Source organism: Granulicella sp. L56, from assembly GCF_009765835.1.
GTDB lineage: Bacteria > Acidobacteriota > Terriglobia > Terriglobales > Acidobacteriaceae > Edaphobacter.
Genome location: NZ_LMUS01000006.1, coordinates 280,618 through 296,049 on the forward strand (window position 1 = coordinate 280,618; position 15,432 = coordinate 296,049).

Here is a 15,432-nt window from a genome sequence, read left to right on the forward strand (position 1 = left end):
GGGAAAGACGGAGTGCGTTGGAGCTTTACCTACTGGCACTTGGTTTGGACTTCAGATCGGACGAAGAGCGCCCAACGACTCTTCTTTTGGAATCAGGATAAGAGCGAGCGCGGCGTCGTGATCCTTCCGCCAGGCAAAACGATGCATTATGCCCGAATCAGAAGCTTGATAGAGAAGCTGGTCGCAGATCAGCAACTGCGGAAGAAGTACAAAAGAGAGATTGAGTTCCCTCTGGAGCGACACTACCCCGAGTACGGTGCTTTCCCAGAAGAGCTTCCATGATAGGCCGCACCGCGGCCCCTTAAAACGGCTTTTGAGAAACGTGGTGCCGGTCATTGCCGGAAAGACGACTTTTCGTGCACCATGCTTTGGTTTCGGATAAACGGCGATCCGAAAGTCCAACAAGGATATTCGGGGACACACGTCGGCCGTAGAAGTAGACTGCTTCCAGAATGAAACGCACACTCGGCATTGCGCTTCTCGCTATCGCGGTCGCCTCGTCACTCGCTCACGCGCAAGACAGGGGTGGCAGCGAACGTCAACTGCACACTCGCCGAGGCCTCCCCCCGCAGCCTCCGGATGAGCAGCTCCTTCCGCTGAGCAGCGTGGTTCCGTTTGTGGTTCCTGACCCCAAGAAGTACCCGCAGAAGTATGCGGCCGTGTATATGCCTGTTTCGCTTGCGGTCGGAAGAGTCCGGACTCCGGAGTTTCGGGTTGCGAAAGGACAGTGGTACGACATCGTGCTTCAAGTCCAGGTGCCCCAAATGCCGAAGTCAGCTCGGCTAGCGTCGGCGCAGCGCCTGCGGTGTTTGACGGGAGCTACTACAGGTCTGCTCGATGAGCGGGACTGCGGAAAAAACGATCGAGTACTCCAAGCCGACTGGACGGTGTGGGAAGGTGGGCGCATTGTGTACTGGGGTTCCATTCCCGAAGAGGATGGTGGCACGTGGGGTGCCGATATGATCATCCAGATAGGAAGTTTCGGCTTGGAATCTGGCAAAACGTATGTCGTGCAGGTGCACTTTACCAAGGACGGGACGGCGCTCAGTACCGCCAATCCGCACCTGATCGTAATCCCACACCAAGATATGTACTGAGGCACCGCTGGATGTTCGTCAACCTCGCGTTGGCAGATTATCAGCGTGATTCCTCAAAAACGGCGTTTTGAGCAACTCCGGGCACGGTGCGGATGGTTCGACGGGCTGCTCTTGCCGCAAAGACGACTTTTCGGGGGTCAATGGAAAGTGATCGCACCGTTCAACAAAGGGACGTTCCCGCCAGCGCCTCAGCTTTCGCTAAAAGCTCCTTCAGTTTGTCTGCTCCGGCGGCAGTCAGCGGCAAGTCAATCATGCAAGCTTCGTCGCGAATTGAATCGAGTGCAGGAGATTTGATTGTGACACTTGTGAAGTCATCCCAATCCCAATCTCCGCCTGAACCTTCGAGGAAGTCACGAATGTAGCCTGCGACTTCCTCGGCAGACCTCTCCGTCGATTGTCCGATGTTGAAGAGTTTCAGTAGCACGATGACAGGTATAGCCAAAGGAAGGAGGGCGAATGCCTTCCAGCCCGTGATGTGCCCGTCGCTGCTCCGCTTGACCATATGATCTTCAGATTCTATCTGTCGCCCGTCATTCCCGAGAAAGGGCGTTTGCGGCAACTTCGACCGGTTTGGACGGTCCAGCCCGGCCTAGTAGGCGATAAGCAGACTCTACAGACGCTCTATCAACATTGAGGTGGGCCGGGGCATCCGCAACATGACTTTAGCTGCAACCGATGAGTAGGGATTGCGATCGGGCTGCGCGGACATGCTCAGCCTGGCGTGGAGCTGCGGGCGGGAGAGCAGCCACAAGAATTTCCTCAACAGCCACCAAAACAGCCACCCTGTCAAAACGAACAAAGCCACCTCTCGGGGTGGCCTCTGCAAATTACTCATTTGTATGGTGTTTATGGCTCCTGAGGTAGGACTCGAACCTACAACCCTTCGGTTAACAGCCGAATGCTCTGCCATTGAGCTACTCAGGAATATGAAGACGCGAAGACAAATCGCGTTGTGCTAAGACAGTTATAACAAATGCAAACGAGGGGGTCAAAGGCTTTGAAAAATGTTGTTGGTAAATGAGATTTCAAAACACATAAGCCATCGCTATCGCTATGCCATCCCCTATCGCTATAGGGATGAACCATTGTCCGAGATGCTTCGCTTCGCCACGATAAGAAGGGCCATTCAGACCGGGCATTGAACCTCGCAGAATGTGGCCTTCTTTTTATGGGTAAAGGAGGACAGCGATATTGTAGGCCGTGAAAGGTGTAGAAGTGTTTTCAGAGCAGGCTCCCACAACCGCCTGATGGTACTTGCCCGTGCTCAGCCGAGACTGGAGTTGAGCAGGTAGTTCAGCGATGCTGTGAGCGGTGTAGCGCATGATGTACCAGGGTTGATTGGAGCCAGCATAGCCAGTGGACATACTGCACGTCTCGCGGGCATCCTTCTCACTCATGACTTTGCCGTTGGCTATCTGCATACCGGATTTAGCGAGAAGACTGGCAACTGCTGATTCCTGTGCGTTAAAGCTGAGCGACTGAACAATATTGGCGAAATCCTCTACCGCATAGTATTCGTGATCGCGCACGATAACCGAGATACCCACGACGTCAACGCCAGGATCCAGGAGATTCTTTCTGTGCCCTTCCGAGTGCATCCAGAGATCATGAATCATGGCTGCGACCGGGGCTTCCGCTACGTTTTCAGAGATGAGGCTGAAGTGTGCTCCGGCGTTGGCTCCCCGTTCAGAGAGCTTCGGTTCTCCAGAAAATTGGTGCGAAATGTCGCGATGAGCCGCCATCTCACGAGCGTGCGCAAGAGCAGCCTCGGCAAGCGTAGGGTCAAGACGAAGCGGTTGCAGACCCCGCGCTACGCGATCCTGATTCGCAGCGGCGAGAAGGAACTGCTCAGCAACATTGGTCGGAGTGTTGAAGATCGACTGTGCGCGAAGAACTGGAGCGATTGCAAAAAACAGAGTTGCTGCAACCAGCATCCAGCTTGCTCTGCGTGATACACGGTGCTCTGGGGAGGGCTCCATGTAGCTGATTCTAGGTTTCAAAAGTAACTGAGGGCATAGCACTTTCGGGGTACTCTGCCTTGAGTTCCCTGCTACTGAACCTGCCGGCCGGCCTAGAAGATTTGGTTGCGGACGGCTTCCCAGGTAGTACGAATTCCCTGTTCGAGGCTGGTCGTGTGATGCCAGCCAAGGTCGTGGAGGCGGGTTACATCCATGAGCTTGCGCGGGGTGCCGTCGGGCTTTGTGGTATCGAAGACAAGCTGGCCATTGAAACCAAGGACTTTAGCTACGGTTTCGGCCAGTTCCCGAATGGTGACGTCTTCTCCGGTACCGATGTTGACCAGCGGCGGCGCGTCTTCGGTAAGCAAAGAGTCGTAGCGAGCGTCGTCAAGGTTCATCAGGAAGTGGCAGGCCTCGGCTAAATCATCTGAATAGAGCAGCTCGCGGCGAGGAGTTCCAGTTCCCCATACGGTAATCTCGCTGGCTTTGGACTTGATGGCTTCGGCAGTCTTCCGGATGAGAGCAGGCAAGACATGCGAGTTAGCCAGATCGAAGTTATCGTTGGAGCCGTAGAGATTAGTCGGCATGGCGGCTAAATACTTTGTTTTGTATTGCCTGTTGTAGCTCCAGCACATCTCGATCCCGGCAATCTTCGCCAGCGCGTAGGGTCGGTTGGTGGACTCGAGCGGACCGGCAAGCAGGCAGGACTCTGGCATGGGCTGCGGGGCGAATTTGGGATAGATGCAGGAGGATCCAAGAAAGAGTAGGCGGTCTACATTATTGATTCGGCTGGCTTCGATGATGTTGGTCTGAATGATGAGGTTGTCCCGGATAAAGTCAGCCGGATAATTATTGTTCGCCAAGATTCCGCCGACTTTAGCAGCGGCGAGAAAGACGTATTCGGGCTTTTCCTTGGCAAAAAAGTTATTGACTTCATCAGTCTTAAGCAGATCCAACTCAGATCGCGTGCGCGTGAGCAGGTTGGGATAACCCTGAGCAATGAGAGCGCGCTGGATGGCCGATCCTACAAGTCCACGGTGGCCAGCAATATAGATGCGGGAGTCTTTTTTCATATTTTTATTAGATGAATTGCGCGAGCTTATTGATAAGTTTCACGAAAGCATGTGACTTTTGCCATCCCTTAGAAGCAACGGCAAAAGTACCGACGACGGGGAGAGCTGCAAAAAATGGAATGCAGGAATCCTTTCCCTTCAACTGCGCATAGGGTCAGGACGACAACGGATAAGCAGACCACAGCGCTCCTGTTACGTTTCGCGGACGTTGTATGCGTCGAAGCCGTGTTTCCGAACCAGCGCGTCACGTTGGGCTGCTTTCAGGTCAGACTCGACCATCTCTTTGACTAGCTGATCAAAGCTGGTACTTGGGGTCCAGCCCAGCTCGCGTTGAGCCTTCGTCGGGTCGCCGAGCAGCGTTTCTACCTCGGTGGGACGGAAGTAGCGCGGGTCAACCGCTACGACTACATTACCCTTTGCATCGAGTGCCTTCTCGTCCACTCCGCTTCCCTGCCAAGTCAGATCGAGATCAAGAAGCTTGGCGCAGCGTTGGACGAACTCGCGGACGCTGTACTGCTGCCCGGTGGCAATGACGAAGTCCTGCGGTTTTTCCTGCTGAAGCATCAGCCACTGCATTTCGACATAATCGCGGGCGTGCCCCCAGTCTCGTTTCGAGTCGAGGTTGCCGAGAAAGAGCTGCGATTGCAGGCCAACCTTGATGCGGGAGAGTCCACGTGTGATCTTGCGAGTAACGAAGGTCTCACCCCGCAGTGGCGACTCATGATTAAAGAGAATGCCATTGCAGGCGAAGATGCCATATGCCTCGCGATAGTTGACGCAGATCCAATAGGCATACATCTTGGCCACCGCATAGGGCGAACGAGGATAGAAGGGCGTGGTCTCCTTCTGCGGAATCTCTTGAACGAGGCCGTACAACTCCGATGTACTGGCCTGATAAAACTTTGTCTTCTTTTCAAGGCCGAGGATACGGATAGCCTCGAGTAGACGTAGAGGGCCAAGCGCGTCGGCCTCGGCGGTGTACTCGGGTTGCTCAAAGGAAACTTGAACATGTGACTGTGCGCCGAGGTTGTAGATCTCGTCGGGCTGCACCTTCTGCACAATGTGGATCAGCGACGAGCTATCCGTGAGGTCGCCGTAGTGGAGGATGAAGTGGGGCGACGGATTATGCGGATCCTCGTAGATGTGATCGATACGCGCAGTATTGAAAAGGGAGGAACGGCGCTTGATGCCGTGAACTTCGTAGCCTTTGGCGAGGAGGAACTCGGCGAGGTAAGCTCCGTCCTGTCCGGTAACTCCTGTGATGAGGGCTTTCTTCAAAGCGAGATTTCTCCTTTTTGAAGCGGGGTGGGCATAATTGATTTTACTCGACGAAAGGTCAACCGCCGATTTTCAACAACGAGACCGCGCCAATAGACTTTGGTGGCCTGAAAATCGCTGTACGGCGAATCGAGCTATATATAGGTCGGTCGAACGATCATTGAGCCAGCCCGAAGTCGATAAAGGCACGTTGCGGATCGGTATGAAGCAGGGTCACGTTGACCGTATCCCCCACATCCAACCCCTGCTCGCCATGAATCACCTTGCCTTCGACCGGAGGATGGAAGACGCGCACATAGACGCCTTTGTTGCCTGCACCAGTAATGACGCCATGGAAAATCTTGCCGATGCTGTCGGACAACGCAACCGCCGCTACTCGTTTCTCCATCGCTCGTTCGACTTTACGGGCCGCCGCCTCCTGCACATTACATCGCTGCGCAATCGCCGCCAGTTCGTCGTCGGTGTACGGTGGAGGCTCCTTATCGAGCATCGCCTTCACCACTCGCTGCGTCACCAGATCAGCGAACCGTCGATTTGGAGCCGTCGAATGGGCATAATCTTCCGCCGCGAGACCGAAGTGTCCTAACGGCTCGGCCTCATCGCCTTTGGTCAGAACATATTCACCGGGCCCCATCAGCTTAATGATTGCAAGTGCCAGATCGGGATAGTGAATCGGATCGCTTGTTCGCTTCGCCTGCAAAAAAGTATTCAACGCACCGGAATCAGGCTGCAACGGCAGCTTCGTGCCATTCCGTTCTACCAGTTCCATAATGCGGTCCCACCGTTTAGGAGTCCGCACCACGCGGCGAATGCACGACCGATGTGCCTCGCGGAGCGTGCGCGCCATCGTTCCATTAGCCGCAATCATGAACTCTTCGATCAGGTCAGTGGCCCGGTTATGTTCAGCCGTCCTGATCTCGTGCACCTGCCCATCGACCACCACTGGGTCCGCCTCGATGCGATTGAACTCGAGCGCTCCCTGTCGCACCCGCTCCGCACGCAGCGCCACCGCCGCCTCATCCTGCAGCTTTAGCTGCACCTGCAACTCCGCCGACGCCCCAACCTTCTCATCGGGTGCCGCTTTTCCTTCAAGCCACGGTCCAACCTTACTGTACGCAAGCTGTGCCTTGTTCTTCACCGCAGCACGATAAATACTCGTCTGTCCAACTACACCTTGCTCATTGACGACAAACTCCACCACCATCGCTGCACGATCTTCACCTTCATTCAGTGAAGTAAGGTCAGTAGAAAGCTCGTTGGGTAACATGGGAAAGTTGCGCACTGCCGTGTAGACGGTCTGCGTCTGCTGCGCCGCGTGCTCGTCGATCGGCGTATTCTTGAACACCGAGGCTGAGACGTCTGCAACTCCCACTCTGACGCGAATACCACTGTCAACGCTGTCAGCAATGCGCTCGGCAACCTCAATCTGGTCGAGATCGCGCGAGGTGTCGTTGTCGATCGAAGACCAGTGCAGCGAACGCAGATCGTGTGTATCCGGGCCACGCTGCGCCGCATGGCCATCGGCACGAATCTCTTCGACCTGCTGCTCACTGCCTGTTGGAAAATCCGGTTGAAAACCCTCGCGGATCATCTCCGCCGACGCAGAAGCAGCAAGATCAAAGGTATGTGTGGACATGCAAGGGAAGGCTACCACGCTCGCCTTTCCCTTTGCTTAAGATCGTTCCAGCGCAGCGACAAATACGCCTGCCCAGCGCGACACCTGCTCCGCATACGCGCCCGTCACCGAGTCGCGGCTGCCTTCGAGCACGGCCATCTGCACAGAGAAGTTGCCCACCGTCGAGCTTTCGGCCGAGCCGCGAAACAATTCGAGACCAGTTGCCTGCTGCGTAAGGCGGTTAAGAAACTCGTTCTGGCTGGCACCTCCAACGATGAACAGCCGCTTCAGCTTCTTGCCGCTGTGCAGGGCCACGCGATCCAACACCTTCGCATAGCGCGCAGCCAGGCTATGGAAGATCAGGCTGGCAAACACGGGAGCGCCTTCGGGACTCTCATCCAACGGCTCGAAACCTTTGCGCACACGCTGCGCATTGATGCGCTGAGGCATTCGCCCCGCCAGCAGAAGCTCAGGATCGTCCACATCGAGAACACCGTGCGGCTTCGCGACTGCCTCGGCCGCGGCTACCAGTTCAGGCACACTCCACACCTTGCCGTCAGCAGCCCACTTGTCGATGCATTGTTTGATAAGCCACATACCGTTCACATTCTTGTGAAAGCAAATTCTGTCGCCCACGGCGCCAAGATTCGTAAAGTTCTCTTCAGCCGCATCCTTGCCGTTGCGTGGCTGCTCCACCAGCGTTCCTACCAGCGACCATGTGCCCGAACTGATATAGGCCCAATCGCTTCCCGTCGCAGGAATTCCGGCAATCGCAGACGCCGTGTCATGACACGCCGGTGCAATCAGTACGGTATCTCGGAACGCAGGCAGTTCCGTCAGCGGTCCGCTCAGTTTGCCGACCTCTGTTCCCGGAGGAACGATCTTAGGTGCGCTGGCAAGATCGAGTTGCGCTGCACTGAAGATCTCGCGGCACCACTGCCTGCGGTACAGCTCTACCATGCCGGTATGCGTGGCGTTCGTATGTTCGGCCACACGCGCCCCGCCCCAGCGAGCGAGGATGTACTCCGGCAAATTCAGCCACTGGCTCCCCTCAGGAAGCCCCTGCAACGTATCCGCGTGGAGCTGATAGAGCGTGTTGATCCGCAGCAGTTGAACACCAGTCAGCTCGCGCAACTTCTCTGGGCTGATCCTGCGATGCAGGGATCGCTCCGCCTTCAAGGTGCGCTCATCGCGATAACAGAAAGGGTCAGCCAGCGGCTTTCCTTCGGCATCGAGCCGGACGTAATCAACCGCCCATCCATCAACGGCAATCGAGCGCACGCCTTCGGTTGCGATCGCGGCACACTTGCGCAGGCCTTCGTCGAGACCGGCTTCGATCATCGCGAAGTCCCAGTGCAGACCGCCGTCGACTTCGCGCGGAGCGTTCGCAAACCGGTGCACCAGCGAGATCGCAGCAGCGCCGTCAAGCCATCTCAGCAGCGAGACCCGGCAGCTCTCCGCTCCCAGATCTACTGCAATCGATGCCCGTGTGTCGGCGGGGCGCAATGCCATGTCACCTGTCCAGTGGCGGGCACGCTTCATCGCAAATAGGCCTCGGTCAAGCCTCCATCAACGGGAATAAGATGGCCCGTTGTGCAGCGTGCCAGTGGCCCGGCGAGGAACATGATCGCCTGCGCGCAGTCCTTCGGGTCGATGGGCTGATGCGTCAGAGTGCGCGTGGCATAGAACTTCGCCAGCTCATTGCGCAGACCGTCATCCGTATCCTTCTCGTCAAACGGCAGCTTGTACTTTTTGAGCGACGCAATCACTCGGTCGCGCGGGAACATGGTCGAGCCCTTGACTACCGTGGCAGGCGAAATCCCATTCACCCGCACCTTCGGCGAGAGCGAGACTGCAAGCTCCCGGATCAAGTGGCTCAATGCCGCCTTGCTGACGTCGTATGCCTCACTGCCACGTTTAGCGACGACCGCATTGGCCGAGCTTGTCAGCACCACACTGGCATCGATTCCCTGCTCTGCAAACAGCTTCGCCGCCTCATCAGTCAACAAATAGTTCGCCGTAACGTTAACCTCGAGCGTCAGCGCCCACTGCGCATCTGTGATGATTCCATCAGGTGACGACGGGAACAACGCGGCAGTATTGATGAGGATATCAACACCGCCAAACTGCTTGACCGCCGCATCCAGCGCGGCTTTGATGGCTTTGCGGTCGCGAATGTCGATACTCACCCAGCTCACAGCTTCCTTGCCAGCGATCGCCTTCGTCTCTTCAGCAACTGCTTCAGCGCCCTTCACATCACGGTCGGCGATCACGACATGCGCACCACGCTCCGCGGCCAGCAAAGCGACCTCGCGGCCAATGCCGCTGCCGCCGCCAACGATGAGAGCCACGCGGCGGCTCAGTTCCTTCTCCGCGGGCTGACGGCGAATCTTCGCCTCTTCGAGCTTCCAGTACTCAATGCGGAAGGCCTCGCTCGGCGGCAGCGCAACGTAGTTCGAGTATGTGGTGAACTGGTCCGCCGAAGCCGCTGGACCCGCCTGCGGAACATCCTTGCAATCAACTCCCACACCCAGCGCTCCTGCGCCCTGCATCACGCCAATCGCGTTAATGTAGAACTCGCCGGTAATGCGCGACTCGGTCTTGTTCTTGCCGAAGCTGAACATGCCCACGCCCGGCACCAGCACTACCGTTGGGCTGGCATCACGCAGCGCGGGAGAATCCTTCAGCGCGTGCTTCTTGTAATACTCCGCATACTCCGCGCGATAGGTCTCGAGCGCCGTCTCCACTAGCTCTTTGAGTTCTGCAGGATCACCCGCCGGATTCCACTTGATGAACATCGGGCGAATCTTTGTACGAATAAAGTGGTCAGGGCAGCTCGTACCTAGGTGCGCCAGCTTCTCTGCCTGCGCCGAGTTCGCGAACTCCAGCACCTGCGACAGATCCGAGTAGCTTCCAATCCAGCGCTGCTTGCGCGAGACAACGCCACGCAGATGAGGCATGATCTGCAGTGCAATCTCTGCCCGATCTTCGCGGCTCTTCACCTGGCCACCACCGAAGTGCTTGTGTCCCGCCGTCGCAGCGTGTCGCTCGATAAACTGGCCAAGCTGGTCGATGATCGTAATCGTATTCAGATAGCTTTCGCGCTGCGTATTGCCCCACGTAAACAGACCGTGCCCACCGAGCACCACGCCGTCGCACCCAGGCGTGTCTTCGACGATCTTGCGCAGCATCATTCCAAGCTCAAACCCGGGGCGCTGCCATGGCAGCCATGCCAGCTTATGTCCAAACTCCTTGTTGAACTCGTCCACCTTGATCTTCCCGTTCGCCGAGGCCGCCAGCGCGATCCCCCAGTCCGGGTGCAGATGGTCCACATGCGGAAACGGCAGAAAGCCATGCAGCGGCGTATCGATCGAAGCCGCAACAGGATTGTTGCCGAACGTACACAGCGGATACATGTCCACCATCTCGTCTTCCAAATCGACGCCGCGATAGGCTTTTTCCAACGCGAGCAGTCTATCGAGATACAGCGTCGCAAATCCGGTCCGCTTAATGCTTCCCAGATCGCCGCCGCTGCCCTTCACCCAAAGGACCTGCTTCGTCTTGCCGTCCAACGAATCAATCTGCTCCAGCTTCGAGCTGGTATTGCCCCCACCAAAGTTAGTAATCCGCAAGTCCGATCCCAGCAGGTTCGATCGATAACGCAGGAGCTCCGGCCCATCCAGCTTCGCCGCTATTGCATTATCCCAACGATCTTCAAGAAACCGCAGACCATTCTTTGCCGCCATTGTATTGACCTCTTTATTAGATCTAAATCCTCACTATCATTTCACACAAAACACCAATACAGCAACTATTTCATATGTGAAAAATTCAAATAGAATTTTCGTTGGCCTGTCGTTGCTGAAAATAAAATCGGCGCTGCTTAGGGCCTCTTATTCCAGCATCTTCTGCGTCACCATCTTGTGTGCGACGTAGTTGTAGGGGGGCACCGTCTGGCCTCGCAGCAGTTGTAGCCCCAGGTGAACCAGGCTTGGCCCATACGAGCTCGCCTCATGCGACACCGAGCCAATCAAGGGCGACTTGTCCTTGCGCATCTCCGCAATCGCCTCGGCGATGCAATCCTGACCGACCACCACAACGTGCTTGTCCCGCTTCAACTCCCTCACCGCATCGACTGCGCCCAACGCGCTTGAATCTGTCGCGGCCGCAACCAGAATGTGCTTGTCCTTGGGATGCCGCTGCAAAAAGTCGGTAACCAGCTTCCTGCTGCGCTCCCTCATTCCCCGCGCATCCATCCGAACAAATAGCTCTACGGGTAGATCGGAGATCCCATTGCGAACACCCTCGAAGGCGCCCGTAATTCTGCTCTGCACCAGCGGGCCGGCCTCTGCCAGGTCCAGCCCCAGCACCCACTCCACCTTGCCCTCCCAGTTCGCTACCGCATGGGCCGCCAGCGTCTCCCCGGCCTCAATACCGACGCGGTAGTTGTCCACACCGAAATACGTCGCATGAGGATGAGGAATATCGATGGCGATCAGCGGAATATTTGCTCCGGCGATCTTATCGCCGATCATAGGAGCAACCTCCTGCTCCACCTGGAACTCGATCACCAGATCGACCTTGCTGCGCACGAACTCCTCTGCATTCTTCAATGCGGTGGCCGCGTCGTAACAATTGTCCAGAATCATCAGGTCCACTCCCACCGAGGCGGCCGCATCCTTCAGGCTCTCCGTTACCTCGTTTGAGAACGGCATGTCCGCGCTCTGCCCGGCAAACCCGAACCGCATCTTTTTAGGCCGAGTCACCTGCCGGTACAGCCCGTCGGGAGACTGCGATAGATATCCGCGATGCACAAACGTCTTTAGAATCCGGTAGACCGTCGTCTTCGAGATTCGCGTCTTGCGATGAATCGCCTCCAGCGTCATCGGCTGGTTCTCTTCCTGTAAAAGCTCAAGTATGTCCAGCGCTTTCGACAGCACAGGAATCAGATAAAGTCTCTTCGTCGTTTTGCGCACAGGCATACTCTCCCTCTGAGGAGCGATCACTCAGCCGCTCCATTATGCGACAAACAGACGAAGTTTCGTTAATGAAATCAACAGCCTGCAAGGAATCCTCATCGCAAAATAAACTCTCCTCTTGACAATCTAGTGGAGCAGCAATATACCTCTAGACAATCAAGAGGAGCGATTGATGACCGGCAAACCCAGCGACCTTATCCAGGGAACCCTCGAAATGCTGATTCTCAAAACGCTTGCGCTGGAGCCGATGCACGGCTACGGCGTTGCCCTTCGCATCGAGCAGATCAGCAACGGGGTCTTCCGCGTCAATCCTGGCTCACTCTTTCCTGCCCTCAGCCGACTCGAGCGCGCAGCCCGCATCAAGGCAGAGTGGCGTGCCACTGAGAACAACCGCCGCGCCAAGTATTACCTGCTCACCGACCAGGGCCGCAAAGCGCTCAAGGAAGAGACTCAGCAATGGAGTCGCCAACTAGCCGCCATCACCAGCATCCTCGGAGCCTGACGGAGCCATCATGCCAATCATGCGAAGTCTCATCAGTGGAATCCAGGCGCTCTTTCACAAAGAACAGAGAAGCCACGACATGGATGAAGAGCTCCAGGCTTTTCAGGAAGCCTCCATGCAGGAAAAGATTCGCCAAGGCATGAGCGATCGGCAAGCCCGACGCGCTGCCCGCGTTGAGATGGGCAGCACAGAGGCCGTGAAACACAGGGTCAGAGCCTCCGGATGGGAGTCCACCGTCGAAAGCATCTGGCAGGACATCCGCTTCAGCCTGCGGATGATGACCAAAAGCCCCGGCTTCACTGCCGTTGCCGTCCTGTCGCTTGCGCTTGGCATTGGGGGTAACACCGCCATCTTTACGCTCATCCATCAGGTTCTCCTCCGCGATCTCCCCGTGCAAAATCCTCAGCAACTCGTCAGCTTCGGTAATTCCGAGGGCGGAGGCGTCCTCGGCGGCATCGATCTCGGCAGCCATGGCATGTTTCCCTGGTACTTTGCCCGCCAACTCCAGGCGAACCCCGGCCCCTTCCAGGGCATCGCCGCTTACCTAAGTTTTTCTCAAAGAGTAAGCGTGCATATCTCTGCGACTAGCAAAGATACCTCCAACAACGCCGCTATCTTCGCTCCCGCTAATCTAGTCTCCGGTAACTATTTCAGCATCATCGGAGCGCAACCATTCCTCGGCCGCGCCATCACTCCGGCAGACGATGCAACTCCCGGCAGCGGTGCCGTCGTCGTCCTTAGTTACCACTTCTGGCAACAGTCTCTCTCCGGCGATCCCGCCGTTCTCGGCAAAACAATCACTATCAACAGCACTCCCTTCACCGTCATCGGCGTCATGCCGGAAGCCTTCCACGGGATCAAGCTTGATCTTGAGCCAACCGAGCTCTGGACACCGATCACGATGCAAACGGTAATCCAGCAAGGTCCCTCTCTACTAACTCCGCAAAATGGTGCCTACTTTCTGCATCTCTTCGGCCGCCTCAGCCCTGAAGCCGCAACAAACAAAGCCGCCCTTGCGCAAAGCCAGGCTTGGCTCGACCAGCAGATCCGCACCGGCATCCGCGCGAATGAAGGCGCCCCCATCTCGCCTGCGCGTCAACAGGAGATCAACCGTGCCACCGTTCCCCTCGTGTCTGCTGCCAACGGAGTCTCCTCCATCCGCAGCCAATATGGAGACTCGCTGCGAATTCTCATGGCTGTGGTGGGCTTAGTCCTTCTCATCGCCTGCGCCAACCTCGCCAACTTTCTTCTCGCCCGCGGCGCCTCTCGTCAGCGTGAAATCGCTACGCGCCTCGCGCTCGGCTCCAGCCACGCACGCATCATCCGGCAATGCCTCATCGAAACAGTGCTTCTCGCCCTCTCAGGCGGTCTTCTTGGATTGGGCATCGCCTTCGCCACCACTCGCGCTCTTATCGTCTTTTTCAGCCAGGGCAATCCCTACATCGCAATGAGCTCAAAACCGGATCTGACGGTTCTGCTCTTCACCCTCACAGTCTCTCTTGCGACTGGACTTCTTTTCGGGCTCGCTCCGGCCCTCAACGCCGCACGCACTGGCTCTACAACCACACTTAGCTCCAACACACGCACCGCGCAAAGCAGCGGAGGCAAAGCATCACGCTTCTGGCCCAAGACTCTCGTCACCGCCCAGGTTACGCTGTCGCTGCTTTTACTCGTCGGCGCTGGCCTCTTTCTTCGTACCCTTCGCAATCTGCAAAATCAGGACTACGGCTTCGAGCGCACCCACCTTCTTCTGGCAAGCTTCAACACTCAGCTTGCCGGCTACAAGCCCAGCCAAACTCCCGCTCTTTATCAGACCCTCCTTGAGCACCTCTCCGCTATTCCCGGTGTCCGCTCTGCGGCTCTCTCCGCCACACCGCCAATCAGCAGCGGAGCATGGAGTTCGACCATCGAACTCTCCGGATACACTCCGGCACCAAAAGAAGATATGGGTTCTATCCTTAACCGCGTCTCAGGCCGCTACTTCGAAACCGCAAACATTCCCATCATCGCCGGACGCCCAATCACTCCGACCGACTCTGCCAGCAGCCTCAAAGTCGCTGTCATTAATCAGGCGATTGCCAACCATTTCTTCCCCAAAGGGAACGCTATTGGCCGCTCACTCACCATCGACATCGACACAGTCAAAGGACCCTGGCGCATCGTAGGCATCGCCCGCGATACCAAAGTTCGCGGTCCCAGAAACACAGATCCTACGAGGATGACCTACATCCCCTTAGCTCAAATCGAACCCTTCGTACCCGCTCCAGTCGCTTCCTCCGCAGCTTCATCTGTCAGATCCGGCGGCCCCACACCAACCCCTCCCGAAGAGAATCAAGATCGTTTCGCCGGTACCATCCTCGTCCGCACTACGGGCGATCCGGCCAAAACCATCGCGAATCTCCGCGCCGCCGTAACAGCAACCGACCCCAACCTCGCGCTGTTCAACATCACCACCATTCACGATCAGGTCTCCACCTTCATGACTGACGATGAACTCATCTCTTCGCTCACCGCTATCTTCTCGCTACTCGCTCTGGTGCTTGCCAGTATCGGCCTCTACGGCGTGATGAGCTACAACGTCGTTCGCCGCACCAACGAGATCGGCATCCGCATCGCGCTCGGCTCGCAGCTCGGCGGCGTGCTCTGGATGATCATGAAAGAGTCGCTTCTCCTGCTCGCCATAGGAATCGCCATCGGGGTCCCCGTCACACTTGCCGCTGGCCGTACCATTCAATCGCAGCTCTTCGGCCTGAACGCCACTGACCCGCAGACTATCCTCGCAGCCATTCTGACAATCTCTGCAGTAACACTCATCGCAGCGTGGCTCCCAGCCCATCGCGCAACCAAGGTTAACCCCGTCGTGGCCCTGCGCTACGAGTAGGCAAAGAAAATGCGCCGCCCCCCGAACGATAGGGCGGCGCAATCTTCAG

At 56.9% G+C, this 15,432-nt stretch carries 12 protein-coding genes and 1 tRNA gene; 3 read left to right on the plus strand and 10 right to left on the minus strand.

Annotated elements, in window-relative coordinates; translation table 11 throughout:
* Nucleotides 1–51: 51 nt before the first annotated feature.
* Nucleotides 52–402, minus strand: coding sequence for a hypothetical protein (locus tag GSQ81_RS09030; protein ID WP_158910454.1), 351 nt, complete (start codon nt 400–402; stop codon nt 52–54).
* Between the two features lie 50 nt (nt 403–452).
* Here GSQ81_RS09030 and GSQ81_RS09035 point away from each other — a divergent pair, with 50 nt between their 5' ends.
* Complete coding sequence (locus GSQ81_RS09035; protein WP_158910455.1) at nt 453–1,097, plus strand: hypothetical protein; 645 nt, start codon at nt 453–455, stop codon at nt 1,095–1,097.
* A 160-nt stretch (nt 1,098–1,257) separates the two neighbouring features.
* Here the strand turns inward: GSQ81_RS09035 and GSQ81_RS09040 are convergent, their stop codons facing one another.
* The 9 genes from GSQ81_RS09040 to GSQ81_RS09080 all read right to left on the minus strand — a co-directional run bounded on the left by GSQ81_RS09040 (nt 1,258) and on the right by GSQ81_RS09080 (nt 12,003).
* On the minus strand, nt 1,258–1,599 hold the full coding sequence (locus tag GSQ81_RS09040) for a hypothetical protein (protein ID WP_158910456.1): 342 nt from the start codon (nt 1,597–1,599) through the stop codon (nt 1,258–1,260).
* 347 nt (nt 1,600–1,946) lie between these two features.
* Nucleotides 1,947–2,021, minus strand: a tRNA-Asn gene (locus GSQ81_RS09045).
* A 242-nt stretch (nt 2,022–2,263) separates the two neighbouring features.
* Nucleotides 2,264–3,031 carry a CAP domain-containing protein gene (locus GSQ81_RS09050; RefSeq protein WP_158910457.1) on the minus strand — a complete coding sequence of 256 codons (768 nt, stop codon included), beginning with the start codon at nt 3,029–3,031 and terminating at the stop codon, nt 2,264–2,266.
* A 137-nt stretch (nt 3,032–3,168) separates the two neighbouring features.
* Nucleotides 3,169–4,128, minus strand: a complete 960-nt coding sequence (locus GSQ81_RS09055; protein ID WP_158910458.1) for a GDP-L-fucose synthase — start codon at nt 4,126–4,128, stop codon at nt 3,169–3,171.
* Between the two features lie 192 nt (nt 4,129–4,320).
* Complete coding sequence (gene gmd, locus GSQ81_RS09060) at nt 4,321–5,406, minus strand: GDP-mannose 4,6-dehydratase (RefSeq protein WP_158910459.1); 1,086 nt, start codon at nt 5,404–5,406, stop codon at nt 4,321–4,323.
* 157 nt (nt 5,407–5,563) lie between these two features.
* Entirely contained in the window at nt 5,564–7,042 is a 1,479-nt protein-coding gene (locus GSQ81_RS09065) for an RNB domain-containing ribonuclease (protein ID WP_158910460.1), read from the minus strand.
* A 36-nt stretch (nt 7,043–7,078) separates the two neighbouring features.
* Nucleotides 7,079–8,563, minus strand: a complete 1,485-nt coding sequence (locus GSQ81_RS09070) for a rhamnulokinase family protein (protein ID WP_254060094.1) — start codon at nt 8,561–8,563, stop codon at nt 7,079–7,081.
* Nucleotides 8,560–10,767, minus strand: coding sequence for a bifunctional rhamnulose-1-phosphate aldolase/short-chain dehydrogenase (locus tag GSQ81_RS09075; RefSeq protein ID WP_158910461.1), 2,208 nt, complete (start codon nt 10,765–10,767; stop codon nt 8,560–8,562). Before GSQ81_RS09075 ends, GSQ81_RS09070 begins: the two co-directional genes overlap by 4 nt.
* Before the next feature lie 147 nt (nt 10,768–10,914).
* Nucleotides 10,915–12,003, minus strand: coding sequence for a substrate-binding domain-containing protein (locus GSQ81_RS09080; protein ID WP_158910462.1), 1,089 nt, complete (start codon nt 12,001–12,003; stop codon nt 10,915–10,917).
* A 169-nt stretch (nt 12,004–12,172) separates the two neighbouring features.
* Between GSQ81_RS09080 and GSQ81_RS09085 the strand changes: the two genes are divergently transcribed.
* Together GSQ81_RS09085 and GSQ81_RS09090 are read left to right on the plus strand one after the other, a co-directional pair.
* Nucleotides 12,173–12,502, plus strand: coding sequence for a PadR family transcriptional regulator (locus GSQ81_RS09085; protein ID WP_158910463.1), 330 nt, complete (start codon nt 12,173–12,175; stop codon nt 12,500–12,502).
* A gap of 10 nt (nt 12,503–12,512) precedes the next feature.
* Nucleotides 12,513–15,383 (plus strand): ABC transporter permease, encoded by a 2,871-nt coding sequence (locus GSQ81_RS09090; protein ID WP_158910464.1) that lies wholly within the window; start codon nt 12,513–12,515, stop codon nt 15,381–15,383.
* Nucleotides 15,384–15,432 lie beyond the last annotated feature (49 nt).

Excerpts from the sequence above, each read along its gene's own strand:
- GSQ81_RS09055 (WP_158910458.1), bottom strand. The coding sequence starts at position 4,128 with ATGAAAAAAGACTCCCGCATCTATATTGCTGGCCACCGTGGACTTGTA.
- GSQ81_RS09040 (WP_158910456.1), bottom strand. The coding sequence starts at position 1,599 with ATGGTCAAGCGGAGCAGCGACGGGCACATCACGGGCTGGAAGGCATTC.
- GSQ81_RS09075 (WP_158910461.1), bottom strand. The coding sequence starts at position 10,767 with ATGGCGGCAAAGAATGGTCTGCGGTTTCTTGAAGATCGTTGGGATAAT.
- GSQ81_RS09035 (WP_158910455.1), top strand. The coding sequence starts at position 453 with ATGAAACGCACACTCGGCATTGCGCTTCTCGCTATCGCGGTCGCCTCG.
- GSQ81_RS09080 (WP_158910462.1), bottom strand. The coding sequence starts at position 12,003 with ATGCCTGTGCGCAAAACGACGAAGAGACTTTATCTGATTCCTGTGCTG.
- GSQ81_RS09085 (WP_158910463.1), top strand. The coding sequence starts at position 12,173 with ATGACCGGCAAACCCAGCGACCTTATCCAGGGAACCCTCGAAATGCTG.
- GSQ81_RS09070 (WP_254060094.1), bottom strand. The coding sequence starts at position 8,563 with ATGAAGCGTGCCCGCCACTGGACAGGTGACATGGCATTGCGCCCCGCC.
- GSQ81_RS09065 (WP_158910460.1), bottom strand. The coding sequence starts at position 7,042 with ATGTCCACACATACCTTTGATCTTGCTGCTTCTGCGTCGGCGGAGATG.
- GSQ81_RS09050 (WP_158910457.1), bottom strand. The coding sequence starts at position 3,031 with ATGCTGGTTGCAGCAACTCTGTTTTTTGCAATCGCTCCAGTTCTTCGC.
- GSQ81_RS09090 (WP_158910464.1), top strand. The coding sequence starts at position 12,513 with ATGCCAATCATGCGAAGTCTCATCAGTGGAATCCAGGCGCTCTTTCAC.